General features: G+C 72.9%; 19 protein-coding genes. 10 read left to right on the plus strand and 9 right to left on the minus strand.

Going from position 1 to position 21,579, the window contains the following annotated elements; genetic code table 11:
* Positions 1-31: 31 nt before the first annotated feature.
* Positions 32-829, plus strand: coding sequence for a maleylpyruvate isomerase N-terminal domain-containing protein (locus ACYVKF_RS09435; protein ID WP_460966252.1), 798 nt, complete (start codon positions 32-34; stop codon positions 827-829).
* Here the strand turns inward: ACYVKF_RS09435 and ACYVKF_RS09440 are convergent.
* From ACYVKF_RS09440 to ACYVKF_RS09450, 3 genes are all read right to left on the minus strand, one after another.
* Positions 826-1,674: a hypothetical protein gene (locus ACYVKF_RS09440; protein WP_460966253.1), complete on the minus strand. Its 849-nt coding sequence runs from the start codon at positions 1,672-1,674 to the stop codon at positions 826-828. The two genes, ACYVKF_RS09435 and ACYVKF_RS09440, sit on opposite strands and share 4 nt — an antisense overlap.
* An 84-nt stretch (positions 1,675-1,758) precedes the next feature.
* Positions 1,759-2,529 carry a GAF and ANTAR domain-containing protein gene (locus tag ACYVKF_RS09445; protein ID WP_460966254.1) on the minus strand — a complete coding sequence of 257 codons (771 nt, stop codon included), beginning with the start codon at positions 2,527-2,529 and terminating at the stop codon, positions 1,759-1,761.
* 122 nt (positions 2,530-2,651) lie between these two features.
* A complete protein-coding gene (locus ACYVKF_RS09450) occupies positions 2,652-3,863 on the minus strand; it encodes an endonuclease (RefSeq protein WP_460966255.1) in 1,212 nt (403 codons plus the stop codon).
* Positions 3,864-3,989: 126 nt separating this feature from the next.
* On the opposite strand from ACYVKF_RS09450, the gene ACYVKF_RS09455 reads away from it, so the two are divergent.
* The gene (locus tag ACYVKF_RS09455; protein ID WP_460966256.1) at positions 3,990-4,766 is read left to right on the plus strand and encodes a fructosamine kinase family protein; all 777 of its coding nucleotides are present in this window, start codon (positions 3,990-3,992) and stop codon (positions 4,764-4,766) included.
* A 10-nt stretch (positions 4,767-4,776) separates the two neighbouring features.
* On the opposite strand, the gene ACYVKF_RS09460 is transcribed toward ACYVKF_RS09455, so the two are convergent.
* Together ACYVKF_RS09460 and ACYVKF_RS09465 are read right to left on the minus strand one after the other, a co-directional pair.
* Positions 4,777-5,280, minus strand: a complete 504-nt coding sequence (locus tag ACYVKF_RS09460) for a mycothiol transferase (protein WP_460966257.1) — start codon at positions 5,278-5,280, stop codon at positions 4,777-4,779.
* Positions 5,281-5,402: 122 nt separating this feature from the next.
* Positions 5,403-6,941: an MDR family MFS transporter gene (locus ACYVKF_RS09465; RefSeq protein ID WP_460966258.1), complete on the minus strand. Its 1,539-nt coding sequence runs from the start codon at positions 6,939-6,941 to the stop codon at positions 5,403-5,405.
* A gap of 102 nt (positions 6,942-7,043) precedes the next feature.
* On the opposite strand from ACYVKF_RS09465, the gene soxR reads away from it, so the two are divergent.
* The 4 genes from soxR to ACYVKF_RS09485 all read left to right on the plus strand — a co-directional run bounded on the left by soxR (position 7,044) and on the right by ACYVKF_RS09485 (position 11,505).
* Entirely contained in the window at positions 7,044-7,511 is a 468-nt protein-coding gene (gene soxR / locus ACYVKF_RS09470) for a redox-sensitive transcriptional activator SoxR (protein ID WP_460966259.1), read from the plus strand.
* 35 nt (positions 7,512-7,546) lie between these two features.
* On the plus strand, positions 7,547-8,263 hold the full coding sequence (locus ACYVKF_RS09475; RefSeq protein WP_460966260.1) for an endonuclease/exonuclease/phosphatase family protein: 717 nt from the start codon (positions 7,547-7,549) through the stop codon (positions 8,261-8,263).
* Between the two features lie 93 nt (positions 8,264-8,356).
* Positions 8,357-10,681, plus strand: a complete 2,325-nt coding sequence (locus ACYVKF_RS09480; RefSeq protein WP_460966261.1) for an MMPL family transporter — start codon at positions 8,357-8,359, stop codon at positions 10,679-10,681.
* Between the two features lie 11 nt (positions 10,682-10,692).
* Positions 10,693-11,505, plus strand: coding sequence for a hemerythrin domain-containing protein (locus ACYVKF_RS09485; protein WP_460966262.1), 813 nt, complete (start codon positions 10,693-10,695; stop codon positions 11,503-11,505).
* A gap of 17 nt (positions 11,506-11,522) precedes the next feature.
* Here ACYVKF_RS09485 and ACYVKF_RS09490 read toward each other — a convergent pair whose 3' ends face one another.
* From ACYVKF_RS09490 to ACYVKF_RS09500, 3 genes are all read right to left on the minus strand, one after another.
* Entirely contained in the window at positions 11,523-14,915 is a 3,393-nt protein-coding gene (locus ACYVKF_RS09490; RefSeq protein ID WP_460966263.1) for a BTAD domain-containing putative transcriptional regulator, read from the minus strand.
* A gap of 108 nt (positions 14,916-15,023) precedes the next feature.
* Positions 15,024-16,439 (minus strand): FAD-binding oxidoreductase, encoded by a 1,416-nt coding sequence (locus tag ACYVKF_RS09495; protein ID WP_460966264.1) that lies wholly within the window; start codon positions 16,437-16,439, stop codon positions 15,024-15,026.
* 149 nt (positions 16,440-16,588) lie between these two features.
* Complete coding sequence (locus tag ACYVKF_RS09500; protein ID WP_460966265.1) at positions 16,589-17,395, minus strand: hypothetical protein; 807 nt, start codon at positions 17,393-17,395, stop codon at positions 16,589-16,591.
* A 413-nt stretch (positions 17,396-17,808) separates the two neighbouring features.
* Here ACYVKF_RS09500 and ACYVKF_RS09505 point away from each other — a divergent pair, with 413 nt between their 5' ends.
* Entirely contained in the window at positions 17,809-18,312 is a 504-nt protein-coding gene (locus ACYVKF_RS09505; RefSeq protein WP_460966266.1) for a hypothetical protein, read from the plus strand.
* 33 nt (positions 18,313-18,345) lie between these two features.
* Positions 18,346-18,849 carry a nucleoside deaminase gene (locus ACYVKF_RS09510; RefSeq protein ID WP_460966267.1) on the plus strand — a complete coding sequence of 168 codons (504 nt, stop codon included), beginning with the start codon at positions 18,346-18,348 and terminating at the stop codon, positions 18,847-18,849.
* A gap of 37 nt (positions 18,850-18,886) precedes the next feature.
* Here ACYVKF_RS09510 and ACYVKF_RS09515 read toward each other — a convergent pair whose 3' ends face one another.
* Positions 18,887-19,450, minus strand: a complete 564-nt coding sequence (locus tag ACYVKF_RS09515) for an NYN domain-containing protein (protein WP_056917332.1) — start codon at positions 19,448-19,450, stop codon at positions 18,887-18,889.
* Between the two features lie 280 nt (positions 19,451-19,730).
* On the opposite strand from ACYVKF_RS09515, the gene ACYVKF_RS09520 reads away from it, so the two are divergent.
* Both ACYVKF_RS09520 and ACYVKF_RS09525 read left to right on the plus strand, forming a co-directional pair.
* Complete coding sequence (locus ACYVKF_RS09520; RefSeq protein WP_460966268.1) at positions 19,731-20,594, plus strand: aldo/keto reductase; 864 nt, start codon at positions 19,731-19,733, stop codon at positions 20,592-20,594.
* Positions 20,595-20,730: 136 nt separating this feature from the next.
* Entirely contained in the window at positions 20,731-21,525 is a 795-nt protein-coding gene (locus ACYVKF_RS09525; RefSeq protein ID WP_460966269.1) for a class I SAM-dependent methyltransferase, read from the plus strand.
* The last annotated feature ends 54 nt before the right edge of the window (positions 21,526-21,579 follow it).

Raw genomic sequence — 21,579 nt, forward strand, 5'->3', positions numbered from 1 at the left:
CCGCCTGCGGCCACAGTGGTAGACAGCGCAGGTGCACACGCCCCTGGAGCTCCCCGACCTGCTGCGCCTCATCGACGAGCGGTCGGTGGCCTTCCGGGCCGCCATCGCCGCAGCGCCCGACCTCGACGCCCAGGTGCCGACCTGCCCCGACTGGACGTTGCGTGACCTGGCCCGCCACATCGGTATGGGGCGCTTCACCTGGGGCGCGACCGTGGCCTCCGGTCCGGAGGCCACCGCCAAGGCGACGCCCGAAGGCGTCCCGGAGATGCCGCAGGACCGCGACGAGCTCGTGGCCTGGCTGGAGGCCGCGGCGCAGGCGCTGCTCGACGCCCTCTCCGAGGTCGACGCCGAGCGCCGGTGCTGGGTGCCCTGGACCGACTCGCAGTCGCCGGCGACCTGTGGTGCCGTCGCCCGGCACCAGGTGCAGGAGATCGCCATCCACACCCACGACGCCCAGCTGACGGCCGGGGTGCCGGAGCCGCTTCCCGAGGACGTGGCCGTCGACGGCGTCGAGGAGTTCCTCGTCACCTGCGTCGCGACGACGTTCGCCTGGCCGCACGAGCCCGCCGTGCTCGACTACGTCGTCGACGAGGGAGCGGCCTGGCGCATCCGGCTCAATGCCGACGGGGCGCAGGTGACCCGGCTCCCCGACGACGGCAGCTCCCCCTCGGACGACGCCGTCCCGGCCGGCACCCGCCACCTGGTCGGCCGCAGCACGGCCAGCGACCTCGTCTTCTCGTTCTACGCGCGCGTCCCGCTCGACCGGCTCCGGCTCGAGGGCGACACCCTCGTGCTCGACCAGCTCGTCGACTGGGACCCGGGCGCCTAGGAGGGCTTGGCGAGGACGGTGCGGAACTGGTCGACGAGCCGTTCGCCCGTCGCCCCCAGCCCGTCGAACTCGAACAGCCGCTCGCCCCGGCTGGCCAGCAGCAACGGCCCACCATCGAAGTCGAGCTCCTTGGCCACGGCGAAGTCCTCGACCGCGAGCTCGCGGGCCCGGGCGGACGTGGCGAACACCTCGATGGCCGGGGCGTCCAGCCCGAGCCGGGTCGCGACGCGGCTGAGCACCCCGGGCGCCTCGAGCGGGTGGCCGTTGACGAAGAACTCGTGCTGCACCGCACCGAGCACGGTCGAGACGGGCATCTCGCCGCTCGCGAGCAGGGCGATCACCCCCGCGGCAGCCGCCTCCGGGTCCAGGTCGAGCGAGTCCGAGCGCAGGGCCGACAGGAAGGCCGAGCCGAACCGCGCGTCGGTGCGACGGCGCACCTCGGCCACGCTGGCGACCAGGGCGCTGGAGGGCTGGGCGGAGTAGCGACCGGCGTGGACGACCTCGACGTCGACGAGGGAGGTGGCGGCGCTGAGCACCGCGCTCACGGACGGCAGGTAGGCGTAGGACCACGGGTCGTAGACGTCCATGACGTAGACGAGCAGCGTGCTGGCGTCCGTGACGGCCAGGCCCGCGGGACGCACGAAGCTCTTGCCCGCCCGCGGGGGGTGCGCGGAGCCGTCTGCACCGGCGGCGCCGTGGGCACCCCAGGAGGCGTGCGTGATGAAGCCGCCCTTGGCGCCATACCCGTCGGTGGGGCCGCACCAGGAGGCGAGGTTGGTCGGGCGGGCCGTGCGGGTGGGACGGCGGGTGGCGCCGTGACTGCAGGCGCGGTGTGGACCTCTCATCTGCACCCCTTCCAGGGCAACAAAAAAAGCAACCGGATGGCCGATCGGCCAAACCCGGTTGCTTCAGGTGTTGTGCAGACTAGCTCACATCGCCTCGGATCGGGAAGATCGGACCTCACCGACGATCTGGGCGGCCAGCGTGCGCAGCTTGAGGTTCTGCTCCTGCGACTGCCGCCGCATCAGCTCGAACGCCACCATCTCGTCGATGCTGTGCCGCCCCATGAGGACGCCCTTGGCCTGCTCGATGACGGCGCGGCTGGCCATCGCCTGCTCCATCTGGCCGGCGACCTCGCGGGCTCCGGCGAGCATCACGGCGGCGGCGAGCGCGTCGGCCGCGCGACCGGCGGCCATGCGCGCCAGCCGCAGCTCGGTGTGGTCGAAGGCGTGCCGCTCGTTGCCGTAGAGGTTGAGCGCGCCGTACCGGCGTCCGCCCGAGACGAGCGGCAGGGCCAGCAGCGACTGGACCGAACCCGGGTCGCAGCCCTCCATGAACGCCGGCCAGCGCTCCTCGCCACCGCTGAAGTCCACGAGGTTCTCGCGCCCGTTGCGGAACGCGTCGAGGCAGGGACCGTCCCCGACGGCGTACTGCACCGCGTCGATCTCCAGCGTGCCCGCCGTCGTGTACGCCGCGGTGCGCGGTCGGTCCTCGATGACCACGGTGACGCCCACGGCGTCGCACCCGTCGATGTTGGCGTTGACCGCCTGGACGAGGCGCTCGAGGTACGGCGTCAGGTCATCGACCCCGTCGAGGTTGCCGGCCAGCTCGGTCATGATCTGCTCGGCCGCATCGAGGCTGCGCCCACCTGCACCATCGTGCAGGGCCTGGGCCTCTGCGACGTCGACCTGGTCGGTCATGGGGGCTCCTGAGCGGGACGGTCCTTGAGGGGTCAACGACAAGATACCCGCACCGAACCCGCAGGTCAGGCCATATCCACGGCCTGACCTGCGGGCGTCCCGCCGCGCACCGCACCGGCCGCTCAGGGCCAGATCGACGACACCCACTCGGGGTGGTCGATGAACGGGTTCCGGTTGTGCTGCCAGGTGTCGTAGATGACCTGGTTGCGCCGCTTCTCGAACGCGTCCGGCGGGTCACCGGCGCTCCACGCCTTGAGGACCGAGAGCTTGCCGATGTAGGGGGCCGTGCCGTTGGCGACCGACTCGTTGGGCTCGAGGTTGGGCCACGCGTCGTCGCCCTCGTAGCGGATCGCCATGTAGAGGATCATCCGGGCGACGTCGCCCTTGACCGCGTCGCGCGGCTGGAACGAGTCGCCGTCGCTCAGGCACCCCGTGCACTGCGCCACGGACGAACCCCCGTTGTCGAAGTCGAGGTTGCCCCGGGTGCTGTTGACCGTGACGTCCTCGGGTCGCAGGTGGTGGACGTCGGTGCCGGGTCCGTTGGCCGTGCCGAAGTCACCGTGGCTCTTGGCCCAGACGTGCTCGCGGTTCCACTGGTCCACACCGCCACCGTTGTCGCTCTTGGCGATCGACCGGCCCGAGTAGATCTCGATGACGTTGTTGCTGTTGTTCGGGTCCTGGTCGGTGTCCTTCAGGGCGTCCCAGACCTGGTCGTAGGTCAGCACCGTCTGGCTCTTGATGATCGAGTGCAGGCTGCTGCGCAGGGCGCTGCCCGTCTTCCCGATCGCGGGGGCGTAGTAGGTGGTGTCGTACGGCCCGCTGGTGCCGGTGGACGTCGGTGACGTCGTGGTGGAGGTCGTCGACGTCGGGCTCGTGGTGCTGGTCGTCGGGTTCGGGTCCGAGCCCACCGCGCCGATGGCACTGGGGGACTTGAGCCCGGCGTGCGAGAAGTACGCGGTCAGCGTGCCGGTGACGTCGACCTGCTTCCCGAGGTTGCCCGGGTGGGTCCGCAGCCCCCACGTGGAGCGCCACTGGGTCGTCAGCTGGACGTAGACCATCTTCGAGGTGCTGGTCTCACCCGCCGTGTCCGCGAGGGCGATCGCGAGGTCGTCGGTGAACCCGCTGCGGTTGACCGTGGACGTCGCCACCGGCTCCCCGACGATGTAGCCGCGGACCGTCTGCACCGAGCTGTTCTGGGTGGCGATCGCCTGGGCGACGGTGAGGGGCGCGGCCGCGGTGGCGGCACGGGCCGTGGTCGCGACGAACGCGACGAGGAGGAGGACGGCAACGAGTGCAAGGCGTGGGCGCACTCGGATGGTGAGCTGCTGGGGCATGGGGGAAACCTGCCAGCAGCACGGCATACAACGGGCGAACGTGAGTTATGGGTGCAGGCCGGGCTTGGCAAAGATCCGGTATGCCGCGTGTGCCCCTTCGCGGGGCATCTCGGCGACAATGCAGGCGTGAGCGCCGATCCGGTCTTCCGCAAGGGCAGCGCCTCCGCGCCCGACGGCTACTTCCGCTGGGAGGCAGCCGGTCTCGCGTGGCTGGCCGATGCCCCGGGTGGGGTGCCGGTGGTGGAGGTCGTCGAGGTCGGCCAGGACCACCTCGACCTGCGGCGGTTGTCGTTCGTCAACCCGGACCCGGCGATGGCGGAGGAGTTCGGGGCGCGGTTGGCGCGCACGCACGACGCAGGGGCACCGGCCTTCGGCAGCGCCCCACCGGGGTGGTCCGGCGACGGGTTCCTCGGGCCGGCCACCGAGCTGCTGCCCCTGCCGCTGCGGCCGGTCGAGACGTGGGGGGAGTTCTGGGCGGAGCAGCGGATCCTCGCGATGCTGCCGCTCGGGCGCGACCGGGGGCTGTGGCACCGGCACGACGTCGCGGTGTTCGAGGCGGTGGCACGACGGCTGGCGCGGGGCGAGTTCGACGACGGCTCGGTGCCGGCGCGGATCCACGGGGACCTGTGGTCGGGCAACATCGCCTGGACCGGCGACGGTGCCGTGCTCATCGACCCCGCGGCGCACGGCGGCCACCGCGAGACGGACCTCGCGATGCTGGCGCTGTTCGGCTGCCCGCACTGGGACTTCGTCGTGGGTGGGTACCTCGGGCAGCACCGGCTCGACGCGCAGTGGCCGCAGCGGGTCGCCCTGCACCAGCTGCACCCGCTGATGGTGCACGCCGTGCTCTTCGGCGGCGACTACGCCCACCGCGCGGTCGAGCTCGCCAGGCGCTACCGCTGAGCGGTGCCGGTCAGATGAGGAGGCCGCGGACGTAGGCGGCCTGGCCGACGTGCTGCTGGTCGTCGTTGACGACGCTGACGAGCCGGACCCCGAGGGTGACCGGCGGGTCCCAGCGCTCGTCGACGACGCGGTCGAGGTCCTCCGGTGCGAGGCCCTTCACCCAGCCGACGGTCTGGGCGTGCACCGCGTCGAGGTAGCCGGTGAGCTGGTCCGCCGTGAGGTCCCGCACCTGCGCGACCTCCTGGGGCGTCGCGCCATACCCGGTCTCGGCCCGGTCGAAGGGCAGCCCGAAGTCGCCCTCGAAGCCACCGGTGGTCCACACCTCGTCGAACCCGGCCGCGTCGGCGACGTGGTCGTCCTGCACGCGGGTGAGGTGCCAGACGAGCCAGCCGATGGAGTTCGCGCCCTCGGCGGGCTGGTGCGCCAGCTGGCCGGGGGTGAGCCCGTCCACCACCCGGTGCACGCCCTCCTGGATCCGGGTGAAGCCGTCGATGAGCAGCTCGGCAGGAGTCATGCGTCCGATCGTAGGTCGCCCCGCCCCACCGCAGAACGCTGGTTGCGGGGCATACCTCGGGACGACCACCCGCGGTATGACGCGCAACCAGCGTTTTGCGGTGGGAGAGGGCGCGGGGACGGTCAGTCGAAGACGAGGGGTTGGGACCGACGCGGCATGACGAGGACCGCCACGATCATCGCGACGGCCAGCACGACGACCGCGATGAACACCTGGTGGGTCGCACCGGTCAGGGAGGCGCGGACGAAATCTCGCACGACCTCCGTCCCACCGGACTGGTTGCCCAGCACCACGGCCGCGTCGTCCGCGGTCTTCGGCAGCTTGCCCGTCGCGCCCGCGGGAGGGGTCCGGAAGTCCTGGGCCAGCTTCGCGTTGGCGATCGCCCCGAAGACGGCGACGCCGACCGCGCTGCCGAGCGAGCGGGCGAACAGGTTGGTCGCCGTGACGACACCACGGCGGTCCCAGTCGACCGAGGACTGCACGGCGACGAGGGTGGGCACGGAGGCGTAGCCGAGACCGACCCCGACGATGAAGGTGAACCCCGCGATCGTCCAGAGGCTGGTGCCCTCGTCGACGAGCAGCAGCAACGCGCTGCCGACCACGACGAACGCGACCCCGAGGATCGAGGTGTTGCGGAACCCGAACCGCATGTAGATCTTCCCGGCGCTGGCGGCCGCGATCGGCCAGCCGATGGTCATCGCGCCGAGGGCCAGGCCCGAGAGCAGCGCGCCGAACCCGAGCACGCCCTGGGCGAAGGTCGGGATGTAGGAGGTCAGGCCGATGAGGACGGCGCCGATCGCCAGCGAGGCGAGGTTGGCGCCGATGAGCACGCGCCGGGTGAAGACCCACAGCGGCAGGATGGGTTCGGCGGCCCGGCGCTCGACGACCACGAACGCCACGAGCAGCGCCACGGCGGCGACGACGATCGCCACACCGCCCGGGGACAGCCAGCCCCACGACCGGCCGCCTTCGAGCAGGGCGAGGATGAGCAGCGACACCCCGGTCGTCAGCAGGATCGCGCCGGCCCAGTCGATGGAGTGGCGGACCCGCTCGATGTTCTCGTGGAACCCGCGCAGCAGCAGCACCGTGGCGACCGCGCCGATCGGCAGGTTGACGAAGAAGATCCAGCGCCACGAGACGTACTCGGAGAACACGCCACCGAGCGTCGGCCCGACGATGGAGGCGATGCCCCACACCCCGGCGATGAAGCCCTGGACGCGGGCCCGCTCCTCGACGGAGTAGATGTCGCCGATGATCGTCACCGACATCGGCAGGACCGCACCGGCGCCGAGGCCCTGGACGACGCGGAACGCGATGAGCAGCGGCATCGTCGTCGCGACCCCGCACAGGATCGAGCCGGCCAGGAACAGGCCGATGCCCACGAGCATGACGGGCTTGCGGCCGATGCTGTCGGCGAGCTTGCCGTAGATCGGGACCGACACCGCCTGGGCCAGCAGGTAGATCGAGAACAGCCACGGGAACTGCGAGAAGCCACCGAGGTCGCTGACGACGGCGGGCACCGCGGCGGCGAGGATCGTGGCGTCGATGGCCACCAGCGCCGTGCACATCATCACCGCGAGCAGCACAGGGCCGCGTTCGCTGCGCAGGCCGACACTGCTCTTCGTCGTCGTCTGGGTCACGAACAGGGACAACTCCGTCACCGGGCACCCCTATTCCGCAGTGCGCCGGCGTGGTTGCCCCGTCGCCAGTCACCAGCGAGACTGCAGTTGAAGTCCACTTCAAGTACGGGAGAGGGGAGCGGCGTGGAGCCGACCGACGTCCTCACGGTGTCCGAGGTCGCCGAGCGCAGCGGGTTCGCCGCCTCGGCCCTGCGGTACTACGAGAAGCAGGGACTCATCGACGCGACGCGCACCTCTGGTGGCCAGCGGCGCTACGCCCGCAGCGTGCTGCGGCGCCTCGCCTTCATCCGGGCGGCCAGCAACGTGGGGCTGTCGCTGGACGAGATCCGCACCGAGCTGGCCGGCCTGCCCAAGGGCCGCAGCCCGACCAAGTCCGACTGGCACCGCATCTCCGGCCACTGGCGCACCCGGCTCGACGAGCAGCTCGAGGCTCTTGAGGCGCTGCGCGACAAGCTCGACTCCTGCATCGGCTGCGGCTGCCTGTCGCTGAAGCAGTGCGGCATCTCCAACCCCGCCGACAAGGCGGCGGCCTCCGACGACGCACCCGGCGCGGCATACCTCCCGGCGCTGCTGCGCCGCCCGCCCCACTGATGCCTCCCACCGCGCTGGGGCGACAGGCTGGGACCGTGCAGCTCCCCGTCCTCACCTACAACATCCACAGCGGCGTCGGCCACGACGGTGTCCTCGACCTCGACCGGATCGCCGAGGTCATCGCCGACAGCGGCGCCGAGCTCGTCGCCCTCCAGGAGGTCGACCGGCACCGCCGCGCCCAGAGCGCCTTCGCCGACCAGCCGGGTCACCTCGCGCAGCGGCTCGGCATGCACCTCGCGTATGCCGCGTGCCTCGACGACGAGCCGGCCCACCCCGGTGGGGAGCGGGCGCAGTACGGGACGGCGCTGCTCAGCTCGCGGCCGTTCGTGGACGTGTCGACGACCCTGCTGCCCTGCTTCGAGGGCAGCGAGCAGCGCGGCCTGCTCGAGGCGACCGTGGTCGTGGAGGGCGTGGCGCTGCGGGTGCTCGGCACGCACCTGCAGTGGGACCGCGAGGACGAGCGCCTGGTGCAGGCCCGGGCCATCACGGCCGTGCTCGACGACCGGCCGACCGTGCTGCTCGGTGACCTGAACACCACCCCCGGCTCGGCGACCCACGAGCACCTCGGCGGGTTCCTCCAGGACTCATGGGCGCTGGTGGGCGAGGGAGACGGGTTCACGTTCGACGCGGAGCCGCCGCCGCGACGGATCGACTACGTCTGGGTCGGCGGGGTCACGCCGCTGCGTGCCCACGTCATCGCGTCCCCGGCGTCCGACCACTCAGCCCTGCTCGTCGACGTCGGGCTGCCGTAGGCGCGTCGGGGACCCCAAGTCCGTCCCAAGTGGTGTGCAAGTGCCTCGCCGCACGCTGGTCCGCAACCAGCACCGCACACCGAAGGACGAACCATGTCTCGCTTGCTCCACCGCCTCGGACGAGGCGCCGCGCTCCACCCCTGGCTCACGATCGCCACCTGGCTGGTCGTGGCCGGCACCGTCGCCGGTCTCGCCGCCGCGTTCGGCGGAACCCCCCACGACGACTACAACGTCCCGGGGGCCCGGGCCCAGGTGGGCATCGAACAGCTCCGGGCGCACCTGCCCGGCGCGGGCAACACCTCCGCCCGCGTGGTGGTGCACGACCGGACCGGCGCAGCGGTCGACCCCGCCGCCCTGACCTCCCTCGCCGACCGGCTCCGCCGGATGCCGCACGTCGTGACCGTCGCGCCACCCGCCCTCTCCGACGACGGAGACACCGCCCTGGTGACCGTGGGGTACGACGCACCGGTCACCGACACGGACCTCATGGGCCACCTCGAGCCGCTGGACGCCGCCGTTGCCGCTACCCGGGCCACCGGGCTGCAGGTCGAGCTCGGCGGGGAGCTCCCGGAGAGCGCGGTCGCCCCGATGGAGGGACGCGGCGAGCTCATCGGCATCGTCGCCGCGCTCGTCATCCTCGTCTTCGCCTTCGGCTCGGTCACCAGCGCCGGCCTGCCCATCGGCACCGCGCTGGTGGGGCTCGGGGTCGGCAGCGCCGGCATCACCCTGCTCGCCGCGGCGACCGACGTCAGCACCGCGGCCCCCATGGTCGCGACCATGGTCGGCCTCGGTGTCGGCATCGACTACGCCCTGCTGCTCGTCACCCGGCACGTCGAGTACCTGCGCGAGGGACTTCCGGTCGTCGAGGCCGCCGGCCGCGCCTGCGCCACCGCAGGTCGCTCGATCGTCTTCGCCGCCAGCACCGTCCTCGTCTCGCTGATGGGCCTGCGCCTGGCCGGTCTGCCGGTCTACAGCTCCTTCGGGTTCGCCACGGCGATCGCCGTCGTCGCGGTCGCCGCGGCGTCGCTGACGCTGGTCCCGGTGCTCGCCCGGTTCGCCGGCCTGCGGCTGCTGCCGCGCCGGGTGCGCCCGGGTCGCGTGCGTCCGAGCCGGGTGCGTCCGAACCGGGTGCGTGCGAGCGGGCGGGCCCGGACTGCGGGCGCCTCCCGCGCCACCGTCTCCGCCGCCCTGCCCACCGCGACCTCGCGGACCCCGCTGACGGCCCGCTGGGCCGCCCGCGTCGGGCGCAACCCCCTGCCGTGGGCCGCGGCGGCCGCCGTGCTCATGCTCACGCTCGCCATCCCCGCGATGGACATGCGCACCTGGCCGCAGGACGCCAGCAGCGGTGCGACCGACCTGACCACGCGACGCGCCTACGACCTGGTCGCCGCGGAGTACGGCGCCGGGGCCAACGGGCCGCTGACGTTCGTCGTCGACCGCTCGGTGGTCGACGGTCCCCGGCTGGCCGCCGTCAGGAGCACGCTGGGGCACGACCCGGACATCAGCGCGGTGACGCAGCCGACGGTGTCCCCGGACGGAGCCATCGCGGTGTTCGACGCCGTGCCCGCCTTCGGCCCCACCGACCACCGGACCAGTGCGCTCGTGGACGGCCTGCGCGCCCAGCTGCCCGACGGGGTGGAGCTCACGGGCACCACCGCCTTCTTCTCCGACATCGCAGGCATGCTCGCGGACCGGCTGTGGCTCGTCATCGCCTTCGTGGTCTCGGTCTCCGTGCTGCTCCTGGCCATGGTGTTCCGGTCGGTCGTGGTGCCGCTCAAGGCCGCCGTCATGAACCTGCTGAGCATCGGCGCCGCCTACGGCGTCCTCACTGCCGTCTTCCAGTGGGGCTGGGGCGCCTCGGTCCTCGGGCTCGACCACCCGATGGCGGTGTCGAGCTGGGTCCCGATCCTGATGTTCGCGATCTTGTTCGGGCTCTCGATGGACTACGAGGTCTTCCTGCTCTCGCGGGTCCGCGAGGACTGGCTGCGCACGGGCGACGCCCACGCGTCAGTGGTCCGCGGCCTCTCCGCCACCGGCCGGGTCATCTCCAGCGCCGCCGCCATCATGGTCGCCGTCTTCCTGGGCTTCGCCACGGAGGTGGACGCCGTCGTCAAGATGCTCGGCGTCGGCATGGCCGCAGCGATCCTGCTCGACGCCACGGTCATCCGCATGGTGCTCGTGCCGGCGACGATGTCGCTGCTCGGCGAGCGCAACTGGTGGGTCCCGGGCTGGCTGGACCAGGTGCTGCCCACGGTCCGTGCAGAGGTCGAGCTCGACGACCTCGGCGACCTCGCGCAGCCCGCTGGCGTCCTCAGCACCGTCGATGACCTCGCGGACCACGACGGCTCCGACGACTCCGACGACCCCACCCACGACCAGTCCCGCGACGGCGAGCGCCAGCCCGTCGGCGCCCTCTGAGAGGAACGACGATGACCACCACCACCAGCAGCACGCCCACGCCCACGCCCACGCCCACGCCCACCACCGTGACCACCACGGTGCCGACCCGGACACCGTCCCGGGACCGGGCCCTGCCCGCCAGGCCGGAGCAGCTCCGGTTCCCCGGGCAGACCGCCGCCCACCCGGGACCGGTCGACATGACGATGATGTACGTGATGCACCACGCCTTCCGGCGCGACCTCGCGGCCTTCGCCGCGGCGGCCGCCGCGACGCCGGCGCAGGCGCGCACCACGTGGCGAGCCCTCGCCGCGCGGTGGGAGCTCTTCGCCGCGGCGTTGCACCACCACCACACGGGCGAGGACACCGGCCTCTGGCCGCTGCTCGTCGAGCGCACGGACGAGGTGGGACGCGCCACCCTGCAGGCGATGGAGGACGAGCACGCGGAGATCGACCCGATCCTCTCGGCCTGCTCTGCCGGGTTCGCCCGACTCGCCAACCAGGCGGACGACGACGCGCGAGCGGGCCTGGCCATCCGGCTGACCGCCGCCAAGAGCAGCCTTGGCCGCCACCTCGAGCACGAGGAGACCGAGGCCATCGCGATCATCCAGCAGGTGATGACGGGTCAGGAGTGGCACGACCTCGAGGAGACCCACTTCAGGTCAGGGCTGCGGACCGCGGAGGTGCTGGCCCTGGTGCCCTGGGCGATGCACCGGGTCCCGGCGCCGCTGCGCCGCAGCGTCTTCGCGACCACCGGTCGTCCGCACCACCTGATGTGGCTCGTGACCCGGCGGTCCTTCGAGCAGCGCGAGCGGGCGGCCTTCGCCTACCTCGACCAGGCCTAGGCGGGGGCCGTACAGCCTCAGAACCCGAACCGGTCCCGCTGGTCGCGCAGCCACTGCGCCGCCAGCGGGACCTGCCAGTCCTCGCAGAGCGCCACGGCCCGGTCGGCGTGCCGCCGGGCGACCTCCAGCTCACCGCCGGCGGCGGCGGCCTGGGCCAGGTAGCCGTCGACCGGTCCGAGCGCCAGGCCCGACCCGGCACAGCACGAGTACCCCTCGTAGGGCGCCAGCAGCGCGTACGAACGCGCCGCCAGGTCACGGTCGCCGAGCTGCAGCGCGACCTCGGCAGCACAGCACCACGTGAGCATGGAGAACCAGTCGTCGTGGTCCAGGTCGATCGGATGGGTCGCGGCATACTCCCGGGCGAGGTCCTCGCGTCCCCCGCGCAGCATGAACATGACGACCACGGCCGCCAGGGGGAGGCCACTGCCCTCCTGGGCGTCGCGCAGGATCTCGGCCATCTCGCCGGCACGCCCCTGCCACAGCCGCAGGGCCATGAGCGCACCGAGGGTCGCGTCGTCGGTCTGGTGCAGGGACATCCGCTGGTCGAGCAGCCGGATGTTCGCCATCCGCTCCTCGCACTCCCCGAACCGGCCCGCCATGGCGAGCCAGGGGAGCTCCATGCTGTCGAGGACGATGATCCCGTAGGGGAGTCGTTGCCGGTCGGCCGCGTCCCGTGCCACGGCTGCGTGCTCCCACATCTCGGTGGGCAGCCCGAGCTCCCCGGACACCACCGCGCGCAACGTCGTCGTGACGACGTAGGCGCGCTCGTCCCCGAGCCGGTGCGCCAGCCGCATCGCCTCGCTCACCCACCGCAGCCGCTGGGGCGCGGTGCGCGAGCACCACAGCGCCACGAAGGCCAGCTGGTAGGCGTCCAGGCTCAGCCTGGGGTCGCCGAGGCGGTCGGCCATCGCCAGCCCTTCGTCCACCAACGCGGAACGCTCGTCGTGACCGGTGCCGTAGTAGATCTCTAGGGCCAGGCTGAGCATGACCCGGCAGCGCAGGGGCCCGTCCACCTCGGGCAGGGCCGCGAGCGCGTGGCGCAGGGCCGTTACGACCGTCTCGTTGACCGTGCCGTGCGGGCCCGACTGCCACAGCGCCCCTACCGCTGTCATGGTGGCCGCGCGGGCGAGCAGCTCGACGTCGCCGATGCCCTCGGCCACGGCGATGGCCTCCTGCGCGACCTCGACGAGTCCGGACCAGTCCCCGGCCCAGCGGCGGGCGTCGGCGAGGTCGCACAGCACGTCGAAGCGTTCGTGCGCCGTGCTGTCGGGATCGCTGGGCAGGGTGTCGAGTGCCGAGACGAGGAGCTGGGCGGCTTCGTCGTAGGCGTGCAGCCGCCGCGCCACCGCGGCGGCGGACACCGCCGCGAGCCAGGCACGTGCGGCATACGAGGGTCCGGCTGCGAGCCAGTGCCTGGCCAGCTCGGTCTCGCGGCCCGACCTCCCCTGCAGGGTCGAGGCCACCTTGGCGTGGGCCCGCGCCCGGCGGGTGGCCGACAGGGAGCCGTAGATGGTGTCGCGGACCAGGGCGTGCCCGAAGAGGTACTGCTCGATCCCGTCCTCGCGCAGCAGACCGGAGTCCAGGGCAGGGTCGAGCCGGTCGAGCAGGTCGTCCTCCTCGAGGCCCGAGACGGTCGACAACGTCGAGAGGTCGAACTGGCGGCCCAGGACCGCCGCCCACCGCAGGGCCGTGAGCGAGTCCTCGGGCAGCCGCTGCAGGCGCCGCACCAGCACGTCGTGGACCGCGGCCGGCGGGTGCGCCTCCCGCTCGAGGCCACCCAGCCCGTCGCCCTCCCTGGCCAGCCGGGCGTACTCCACGAGGAAGAATGGGTTGCCGTCGGTCCGTTCCACCAGCTCCTGCGCCTGCGCCGACGTCGGGACCGCGCCGGCCACCGTCTCGACGACGCGGGTCGCCTCCTGCGCCGTGAGGCCGTGCAGGTCGACGCGCAGGGCGTGCCGCCGGGCCAGCGCCTCGGCGACGTCCGCGAGCGCACCGGTGGGTTCGGGACGGTTGCGCCAGGTGCCCAGCACGAGCAGCCGGGTGTCGTTCGCGCTCTCGACGAGCAGCCTCAGCACCCGCAGGGAGGCGACGTCCGCCCAGTGGAGGTCGTCGAGGATGACGACGACGGCACGGCTCCTGGCGACGTCGACCACCTCGTCGACGATCTCCTGCCACACCGCGAACGGCGCACTCCCGTCGTCGGGCAGCTCGGGCAGGTCGCGCCCCAGCCCCCTGAGCACCTGCTGCCACGGCCACAGCGGAGGGGCGCCGTCGTCCTGGGAGCAGCGCCCGAGCAGCACGGCCGCGCCGCGCCCACCGGCCCGGGAGGCGAGCTCCGCCGCCAGCCGGCTCTTGCCGATCCCGGGCTCCCCGACGAGGGCGACGAAGACGGCCGAGCCCGCCTCCGCCCGGTCGAGCTGTTCCAGCGTGGCCGTCAGCTGCTCGTCCCGACCGACCATCGGCCAGGACGGCAGGGCCGGGACGACCGACTCGATCGGGCCGATCCGCACCGACGACCGTCCCGCCCCGGCACCCGTGCGCTGCGGCTGCGGCGAGGGCGTGGGCGTCACCGGGTGCGACGAGGTGGGTGTGGTGCCCGCCGGAGGGCGCCACTCGAGGGCCGGGTCCTGGCGCAGCACTGCCGCCTGCAGGTCCCGCAGCTCGGCCCCTGGTTCGAGGCCCAGCTCGTCGGCGAGCACCTGCCTGACCTCGCGCAAGGTGTCGAGGGCCTCGGCCTGCCGCCCGGCGCGCGTCAGGGCAAGCGCGCGCAGCGCCCACAGCCGCTCGCGGAGCGGGTGCGCCGTGGTGAGGGACTCGAGCTCGCCCGCGACCGTGCCGTGCTGCCCGAGCTCGAGCGCCGCGACGGCCCGGTCCTCCAGCGCGACCAGGCGCAGCTCCTGCAGGCGGACCCGCTCGGCGACCGCGGACGCGGCGTCCTCGAGGTCGACGTAGGGCTCGCCGCGCCACTCCGCGAGGGCATTGTCGAGCTCCGAGACGACCTCGGCCAGCTCCTCGGCGGTCAGGCCCCGACCGTCCTGGACCCGCTCGACGTGCCCCAGTCGGCGGTGCGCCCGGCTGACCGTGCGGTCGAAGCGCCGGGCGTCGAGGTCGTCCTCACCCACCCGCAGGGCGTACCCCGGAGCGACCGTGACCAGCACGGTGGACGGTGCGCGCGCCGCCCGCTGCGGCTCGAGCGCGCGGCGCAGCCCCGCGACATACGCCTGCAGGGTCCCGGTCACCCCGGGTGGTGCACCCGTGGGCCACAGGAGGTCGACGAGGGCGTCGACCGAGACGGGCCGGCCGTGGTTCATGGCCAGGGCCGCGACGAGGGCGCGCTGCTTGCGCGTGCCGAGGTCGACGGGCACGTCACCGAGTCGAGCTTCGGCAGTGCCGAGGACACCCACTCTCATCCGACCGAGGATAGGGGCCGGACCGCCCACCGACACTCGTCTTTTCTGCGCAGGCGGGCGTGCGTCAGCGCCCCCGTCCGTGGTGGACGGGGGCGCCCGGCGCCGGTGTCAGTCCGTGACGCGCAGGTTCTCCACGAGACGCGGTATGCGGTGGTTGCCCACGAACACGCCGTGGGGGTCGACCGCGGAGCGGATTCCCTTCAGCTGCAACCACGTCCGCTCGTCGTAGCCCGACCTCGGGTCGACGGCGTTCTCGGCGAAGTTGAGGTAGCTGCGGCCGTTCGACCACGGCGAGAGCGCCTTGGTCAGGCGGTGTGCGTCGTGCTCCCCCTGGGCAGCCAGCTCGGGGCTGGCCGCGATCGCGGCACCGAACGCGACGAACGCACCCTCGAGGCGCTTCAGGGCCCCGCCGCCCTCGTGGTCGCGCCCGAGGGCGCCCCCGAGCTGGCGCAGCTCCGCCAGCAGCAGCGACGAGGACGATCCCGGACCCACCTCGGCGAGGAACGCGTCGATCCCCTCGGGTGGCAGCTCCGCGAGCATCGTCGAGTCCGAGACCGTGGGCGTCGGGCCCTCCGGGTCCATGTGCAGGCGCACCAGGGACCGCGCCGGGACCCGGGCGAAGGTGTCGATCTCGGGAGTCAGCGACCGGAGGTCGGCCAGCACCCCCTCGGCCTCGTGGTCAGCACCGAGGACGGCGCCGTCGACCACCACGACCGACCGGCCGCGCAGCGGCGCCGGGATGTCGGGGAGCGGCGGGAGGTTGAGCACCCGGAACGACGTGGTGACCTCGTCCGGGGCGCCGGCCGACCAGTCGACCCAGCGGCGCAGCACCGCCTCGGCCCGGGAGACGTCCCAGACGAGCATGCCGGCGTAGGCCGTCGCGATGTCGTAGAGCCGGAACTCGAGGGCGGTGACGACGCCGAAGCTGCCACCGCCACCACGCAGCGCCCAGAACAGGTCGGGGTTCTCGCTCGCACTGGCGCGCACGTGCTCCCCGTCGGCGGTGACCAGCTCGACGGCGAGCAGGCTGTTGGTGGCCAGGCCGAGCTTGCGGGCGTACCAGCCGATGCCGCCGCCGAGGGAGTACCCGGCGATCCCGACGTCCGGCGAGCTGCCGTGCAGCGCCGCCAGGCCGTGGTCACCGGCAGCCTCCGTGGCGTGCAGCCACAGGGCCCCGCCCTCGACCCGCGCCACCTTGCGGGCGGCGTCGACGTGGACGCCGGTCATCTCCGACGTCCGCAGGACCACGACGTCGTCCAGCCCCTGGGCGACGAGGGGGCCGGCGTTGTGCCCCGTGCTCTGCGGGGCGACCCGCAGCCCCGCGGCCGCGGCGGCGCGCACGGCGGCCTGGACCTCGGCCACCGTGCGTGGGGTCACCAGCGCAGCCGGGCGCTGGTCGATGGCCACGTTCCACGGAATCCGCGCCGCGTCGTAGCCGGGGTCGCCGGGCAGGTGGAGGCCCTGGGGGCAGGCGTCCCGCAGTGACGAACCGCGCTGCTCGGTGACGGTGGTGGTGATGCTCATGGTGCGTGCTCCTTGATCCGCTGTGACTGTGGTGAGCAGCCTGCGGCCGAGCGCTTGAGCACGACTTGGGGACGACTAGGGGTACGACGGCGCGCCCCTTGTCAGGGAGGACGGGGCCGACACCCGGCCGACGGGTGGGGGCGGTCGGGTCAGCGCACGAGGGAGCGGATGCGCTCGAGGCGTGGCTGGGAGGGCGAGGTCACGACCGGGGCGGCAGCGAGGCGGTCGGCACGGCGGGCGGTGTCGTGGATGGTCGCCGACAGCAGGCCGACCAGGCGGGCCGGCACGTCGTCCACGCACGCGACCGCGATGCCCTCGACGGCATACGCCACCAGGTGGGGGGCGGTCTGGCGCCGGAACGTCCGCTCGCTGACCTGCCCGTCCTTGCCGAACCGCAGCGCCCACGCGTGGGCGTCCGGGGTCGCCTCGAGGGCGGCGTCGCACAGCGCGACCAGGTCGGCGTGCCCGGTGACGGCTCGGGTGGCCTCGGCGCCCTGGGTGGCCCCGTCGCCCTGGGCCCCGGCGCCCTGGGTGGCCGGGGCGCGCCCGGCCGGCGGAAGGCCGTCCGTGGGCAGGTCGGCGGCGAGTCGGCGGCAGGTCAGCAGCCCCACGGCCAGGGCGTTCTGCCGGATGAGCGGCGCGATCGGGAGGGCTGCGGCACCGGCTCGCACGGCGATCGCGACGTCGAGCTCCAGGGCGGTCCCGGTGATGCCCACGACGTCGGGGATGAGGCCGACGATCCGGGGGCGGTCGTGGTCGGTGAGCGAGTCGTTGACCAGCCGGGCCAGGGACGCCAGCAGCGGGTGCGTGCACTCGGGGTGGTCGCTCCACCGCTCGCCGGCGAGGTACGACGCCATCTCCATGAAGCAGGCGCCCTTGCGCGGGTTGCGGTGCTTCCCGGAGGAGAGCACCGGCACGACGTCGGGGAGGGTGAGGGATGGCGTGGTGGCCTTCATGGCGCCTCCAGGGCGACTGACCGGCGGGCCTGCCCCGCGGGTCACCCTCACTATGCGCCCACCGGACGGCGTGCGCCAGATCCAGACCGGTTCCCGGGACGGGTCATCCGTTCGGCCGCGGATCGTGGCCGAGCGCAGGAGGGCGGTCCAACGGTTCGTCGAGGGCGTCCAGCCGACCGTCGCGGGTGGGCGTCCTTCTGGTGGAGGGCCCCACGGCAGCCGTCGAACGTCTCCACGGGCAAACCGAGGAAGACGGGGGCGACGGCTACGCCACGTGGTGGAGATGGTTCGCCATCCCACGACGGATGTGTGAACGAGCCCCGGCGGCGACGATTGACCTTGCCGGAACGGTCCGCCAGACACTCCCCCGGCACCCAGCTACAGCCACCGTCAGCGGTGGAGGAGGACTCGCCATGACCGTCATCGAGCGCATCTACGACAACGCCTGGTACGTCGCCCACGCAGCACCCGGCATGCGCGAGGCGCTTGCCGCCGACGTCACCCGCACCTGGATGGCCTGCGAGGCGGCCCGCGAGGACGCCGGTCGCGCCCGCTCCGTGGTCGGCCTGACCGCCGCCCGCTCCGCCCTCGCCCTGTCGTTCGGCAACGTCACCCAGGCCGAGTACGACCGGGCCCGGTCCCGTGCCGCCGAGGCGGCCCGGTGCACCGACATCATCGACGGCCACGCGTTCTCGATGCGCCGCGAGCTCGGCAACGGCGGCGCCATGACCGTCGACATCTCCTCCTGCACCCTCCTGCGCCGCGCCGTCCTCACCATCGGTGCCCGCGGTCACGCGTGGACCGCGGTCCTCACCGACCCGCAGGCCCACGTCCGGCGGTTCACCGTCGAGCTCGGCACCGACCCCTGGGACGCCGTCCACCGCGCCTGTGCCTGGATCACCACCGGCCGGATCTGACCGATTCCCTCGCAGATCGGCAACCATGGGTCCATGACCCTGGGGAGCGACCTGACCGAGGACGACCTGCGCCACCTGCGTCGCTGCGTGGAGCTCGCCCGTGAGGCCCTCGAGGCCGGCGACGGACCGTTCGGCTCGGTCCTGGTCACCGCGGACGGCCGCGTCGTCGCCGAGGACCGCAACCGCGAGCAGACCACCGGTGACGACACCCGTCACCCCGAGCTCGAGCTGGCCCGCCTCGCCGCGACCACCCTCACCCCCGCCGAGCGCGCCACCGCCACCGTCTACACCTCCGGCGAGCACTGCCCCATGTGCGCCGCCGCCCATGCGTGGGTGGGCCTGGGACGCATCGCGTATGCCGCGTCCACCGCCCAGCTCGTGGGTTGGCGCCGTGGGTGGGGACTTCCCGCGGGCCCGGTCGCGCCCCTGCCCGTGCAGGACGTCGCGCCCGGGGTCGTGGTCGCCGGACCGGCCCCCGAGCTGACGGACGAGGTCCGCGCGCTGCACGAGGCCTTCGCCACGCGGCACGCCTCCTAGGCGGCTGCCCGCGGTCGAGGGCGCGACTGGCTCCGGCTCAGATGAACTCGAACGGGTCGAACTCGTCGATCGGGATGACCCGGACACGCGGCAGGCGTGCGGTGAACGCGTCGACGTCGTACTCGAGGTCGAAGAACTCCAGGCCCCGCGACTCGAGCTCGACGAACGCCTTGCTGCGGAACTCGAGGAACCCGACGAGCCCCACCTTGCGGCCGTCGCAGAGCTTGCCGAGCTGCGGCACGAAGTCGCTGTCGTGGCTGACCAGCATGACGTCGGCGTTGCGGTCGGCGAGCGCGTCGAGGGTCCGCTGGATGGCGATGTCGACGACCTTCTCGTGCGCACGCCCCGACAGCGGCACCGGGCGGTACTCCATGGCCAGCAGCGCCTGGATGAACCCCATCGGCAGGTCGCCGTTGGCCGCGAGGAAGAACAGTCCCTTGACCGGCTGGCCCCACTCCTCCTCGGCGAAGTTCTTGAGGCGGTCCCACCGCGGGCGCTCGTCCGGCTGGGGCCGACGCGACAGGATCGACGTGCCGAGGGTGGCGTCGATGTTCTCGCCGTCCACCAGCACGTACGTCGTCCGTTGCGCGTCATCGACCATGGACGTGACTGTATGCCGTCGGGTCGGCTCCGCGTCGGGGCTCGCGTGCGGTGCCCGGCCAGGGGTCTCGTCCGGCGAGGTGGTGCCTCCGGCGACGTGCTCGCGCGGCGGTCCCTCGCCGGCCATCGCCCTGCGGGCCCTACGCGATGCCATCGGGTGCTCCCACACGACCAGTCTGACGCGTCCCACCCTCCTGCGGGTGGTCAGGTGCCTCGAGTGGGCACCACGCGGCATACCGACCTAGCGTGGTGAGGCCCCCCATCCCCACGGAAGGACCCCCATGCAGCAGCGCACACTCGGCGACACCCAGGTCAGCGCGATCGGACTCGGCGGCATGCCCATGTCCATCGAGGGCCGCCCGGACGAGGAGCGTTCGATCCGCACCATCCACGCCGCGCTCGACGCCGGCGTCACCCTCATCGACACGGCCGACGCGTACCACCGCGACGCCGACGAGGTGGGCCACAACGAGTCGCTCATCGCCAGGGCCCTGAAGTCCTGGGGCGGTGACAGCTCGTCGGTCCTCGTGGCCACCAAGGGCGGCCACCTCCGCCCCGGCGACGGCTCGTGGACCCTGGACGGGAGCCCCGAGCACCTCAAGTCCGCGGTCAAGGAGTCGGCACGACGGCTCGGGGTCGACGCGATCGGCCTCTACCAGTTCCACCGGCCGGACCCGTCCGTGCCGTACGCAGAGTCGGTCGGCGCGATCCGCGACCTGCTCGACGAGGGCGTCATCGTCCGCGCCGGCATCTCGAACGCGAACATCGAGCAGATCGACCTCAGCCAGGAGATCCTCGGCGGACGGCTCGTGTCGGTGCAGAACCAGTTCTCGCCCAAGTTCCTGTCCAGCCGCGGCGAGCTCGACCACTGCGCGAAGCTCGGGATCGCGTTCCTGCCGTGGAGCCCGCTCGGTGGCATCTCGAACGCCTCCGAGCTGGGTTCGAACCACTCGGCGTTCGCCACGGTCGCAGAGGCCCACGGCGTGAGCCCGCAGCAGGTGGCCCTGGCGTGGGAGCTCTCGCTGGCCGACGTCGTCATCCCGATCCCGGGGGCGTCGCGGCCCGAGTCGATCACCGACTCGGTGAAGGCGGCCGAGCTGGAGCTGACCGACGACGAGCTGAAGGCCCTGGACGCCGACGCCTGACGTCCGCCTCTGACCGCGAGTTTGAAGCCCCAGCGACGCCATGGTGTCGCTGGGGCTTCAAACTCGAGAGGTCAGGGCACCGACGGCACGCCGATAGGTTGTCCGCCGACGCACACCCCACGATCGGAGCCAGGCCATGGCCGAACGCAAGCCGCAGCTCGACTACTCCCAGCAGATGGCGGCGATGCTCGACGAGGAGAAGCGGCGGCAGAAGGCCGCGAAGATCCTCGCGGTCCTGCGCCACGCGCTCGGCCGGCCGGACCTCACCGGGCTGACGGCGCTCGACGTCGGTTGCTCGGCCGGCTACATCGCCGACGAGCTCGCGAAGGCCGGCGCCACGACCCACGGGGTCGACATCGACCAGGGTGGCGTCGCCCTGGCCAAGGAGCGGTTCGGGGCCGACGTCACCTTCCACCTCAGCGACGCAGAGCACCTGCCGTTCGAGGACGACAGCGTCGACGTCGTCGTGCTCAACCACATCTACGAGCACGTGGTCGACCCGGCCGCCGTCGTCGCCGAGATCCACCGGGTGCTGTCCCCGGACGGCGTGGCCTACTTCGGCCTGGCCAACCGCCTCGGGATCATCGAGCCACACCACCGGCTGCCGTTCCTGTCGTGGCTCCCGCCGAAGGCCGGGGACGCGTACGTCCGGATCACCCGCAAGGGCGACCAGTACTACGAGCGGCTGCGGACCCGGCGGTCGCTCGAGCAGCTGCTGAACGCGTTCGACCTCTGGGACTACACGGTGCCGGTCCTGGCCGACCCGCAGCGCTACAGCGGTGGCGACATCGTCCCCGGACTCGCGGCCAGGCTGCCGCGGGCATCGTTCCGTGCGCTGATGCCGATCATCCCGACGTACCTGTGGGTCGGGTTCAAGACTCCGCACACGCCGGCCGGTAGCGACGGGAGCGCCCCGCCCGTCCACGTCTGAGCCACGGCCCCGGGACCCCGCCGGAACCCAGCTCGGACCCCGCCCGGACCCGCC

Source organism: Pedococcus soli (assembly GCF_054782575.1).